The following is a 3,049-nucleotide window of genomic DNA, read 5'->3' on the forward strand; positions in this document are numbered from 1 at the left end:
GAGGAAGACGCCGCGCAGTTCCTCAAGGACGAAGCCAAACGCGGCCGCAAGAAGCCGATGGCGGGCTTCATCGCCGGGCGCACGGCACCGGCCGGCCGCACCATGGGCCACGCCGGCGCGGTCATCTCCGGCGGCAAGGGCGGCGCGGAAGACAAGATCGCGGCGATGGAATCGGCCGGCATCAAGGTTTCGCCGTCGCCGGCAAGGCTCGGCACGACGCTGGTCGAGGCGATCAAGGGTCAGTGAATAGTGAATGGTGAATAGTGAATGGCAAGTACGGATGAGTGGCGGTGCAAAATCGAGGGAAGTCCCGGGTTTTCTGCTGACCATTCACCACTCACTATTCACCATTCACCCTGAAAAGGAGACGGAGCCAGGCTCCGACAAGTGACATGGCACGACAAGATCAGGCCAACGACCAATTCTCGCTCACCTCTTTCCTCTATGGCGGCAATGCCGACTATATCGACGCGCTTTATGCCGCCTATGAGGACGATCCTGAATCGGTCAATCCCGAATGGCAGGACTTCTTCGCGGCGCTGAAGGACGACGCCGCGGACGTTCGCAAGAACGCCAAGGGCGCTTCCTGGGCCAAGCCCTCCTGGCCGATGCAGGCCAATGGCGAACTGGTGTCGGCGCTCGACGGCAATTGGGGCCTGGTCGAAAAGGCGATCGAGAAGAAGGTCAAGGAGAAGGCGGTCACCAACGGCGTCGTCCTGTCCGATGCCGACGTGCACCAGGCGACGCGCGATTCCGTGCGCGCCATCATGATGATCCGCGCCTACCGCATGCGCGGCCATTTGCATGCCAATCTCGACCCGCTCGGCATCGCCAAGCCGCTCGAGGACTATAACGAGCTGTCACCCGAGAATTACGGCTTCACGTCAGCCGATTACGACCGGCCGATCTTCCTCGACAATGTGCTCGGGCTCGAATTCGGCACCATCCGGCAGATGCTGGAGATTCTCACCCGCACCTACTGCTCGACGCTCGGCGTCGAGTTCATGCACATCTCCGATCCGGAAGAAAAGGCGTGGATCCAGGCGCGCATCGAGGGCGCCGACAAGGAGATCACCTTCACCGCGACCGGCAAGAAGGCGATCCTGCAGAAGCTGATTGAATCGGAAGGCTTCGAGCAGTTCGCCGACGTCAAGTACAAGGGCACCAAGCGCTTCGGCCTCGACGGCGGCGAAGCCCTGATCCCGGCGCTGGAGCAGATACTCAAGCGCGGCGGCCAGCTCGGCCTGAAGGAGGTCGTGCTTGGCATGGCGCATCGCGGCCGCCTCAACGTGCTCTCCCAGGTGTTGGCCAAGCCGCACCGCGCCATCTTCCACGAGTTCAAGGGCGGCTCGGCAGCACCCGACGAGGTCGAGGGCTCGGGCGACGTCAAGTACCATCTTGGCGCCTCGTCGGACCGCGAGTTCGACGGCAACAAGGTGCACCTGTCGCTGACCGCCAACCCCTCGCATCTGGAAATCGTCGACCCGGTGGTGATGGGCAAGGCGCGCGCCAAGCAGGATCAGCTCGCCGGCCGCGAGCGTGGCGAGATCGTGCCGCTATCGGAACGCGCCAAGGTGATGCCGCTCCTGCTGCACGGCGACGCGGCCTTCGCCGGCCAAGGCGTGATCGCCGAAATCCTCGGCTTGTCCGGCCTGCGCGGCCACCGCGTTGCCGGCACGCTGCATTTCATCATCAACAACCAGATCGGCTTCACCACCAATCCGCGCTTCTCGCGCTCCTCGCCCTATCCGTCGGATGTGGCCAAGATGATCGAGGCGCCGATCTTCCACGTCAATGGCGACGATCCGGAAGCCGTGGTGCACGGCGCCAAGGTGGCGACCGAGTTCCGCATGAAGTTCCACAAGCCGGTAGTGGTGGACATGTTCTGCTACCGCCGCTTCGGCCACAATGAGGGCGACGAGCCGGCCTTCACCCAGCCGATCATGTACCGCGCCATCCGCACCCACAAGACGACGGTGCAGATCTATGCCGACCGGCTGATCGCCGAGGGCCACATCACCCAGGCCGAATTCGACAAGATGAAGGCCGACTGGCGGGCGCATCTGGAAGTCGAATGGGAGGTTGGCCAGTCCTACAAGCCGAACAAGGCCGACTGGCTGGACGGCGCCTGGTCCGGCCTGCGCACGGCCGACAACCAGGATGAGCAACGGCGCGGCAAGACCGCCGTGCCGGTCAAGACGCTGAAGGAGATCGGCAAGAAGCTGACCGAGGTGCCGAAGGGTTTCGAGGCGCACAAGACGATCGTCCGCTTCCTCGAGAACCGCCGCCAGTCGATCGAATCCGGCGAAGGCATCGACTGGTCGACGGCCGAGGCGCTGGCCTTCGGCGCCATCCTTCTCGACGGCAACCCGATCCGCCTCTCCGGCCAGGACTCGGAGCGCGGCACCTTCTCGCAGCGCCATTCGGTGCTCTACGACCAGCGCGACGAGACGCGTTACATCCCGCTCAACAATCTGTCGGCGGCGCAGGCCGGCTACGAGGTCATCAACTCGATGCTGTCGGAAGAGGCCGTGCTCGGCTTCGAATATGGCTACAGCCTGGCCGAGCCGAAGGCGCTGACGCTGTGGGAAGCGCAGTTCGGCGACTTCGCCAACGGCGCCCAGGTGGTGTTCGACCAGTTCATCTCATCCGGCGAGCGCAAGTGGCTCAGAATGTCGGGGCTCGTCTGCCTACTGCCGCATGGCTATGAGGGCCAGGGACCCGAGCACTCGTCGGCCAGGCTCGAGCGCTTCCTGCAGCTCTGCGCCGAAGACAATATGCAGGTGGCCAACGTCACCACGCCGGCCAACTACTTCCACATCTTGCGCCGGCAATTGAAGCGCGATTTCCGCAAGCCGCTGATCCTGATGACGCCGAAGTCGCTGCTGCGCCACAAGCGGGCGGTGTCGACGCTTTCGGAGATTTCGGGCGAAAGCTCGTTCCACCGGCTGTTGTGGGACGACGCGCAGCTGTTGCCGAACCAGGCGATCAAGCTGACCAAGGATTCCAAGATCCGCCGCGTCGTGCTGTGTTCGGGCAAGGTCTATTA

At 63.7% G+C, this 3,049-nt stretch carries 1 protein-coding gene and 1 pseudogene; both read left to right on the forward strand.

What is annotated here, in order from left to right; genetic code table 11:
- Positions 1 to 246: pseudogene (locus tag EN781_RS29670) on the forward strand (succinate--CoA ligase subunit alpha); the annotation flags it as partial.
- Between the two features lie 146 nt (positions 247 to 392).
- On the forward strand, positions 393 to 3,049 hold a 2,657-nt coding region (locus EN781_RS29675; protein ID WP_127400602.1), incomplete at its 3' end, for a 2-oxoglutarate dehydrogenase E1 component.

The sequence above is a fragment of the Mesorhizobium sp. M4A.F.Ca.ET.090.04.2.1 genome, assembly GCF_003999085.1.
Taxonomy (GTDB): Bacteria; Pseudomonadota; Alphaproteobacteria; order Rhizobiales; family Rhizobiaceae; genus Mesorhizobium.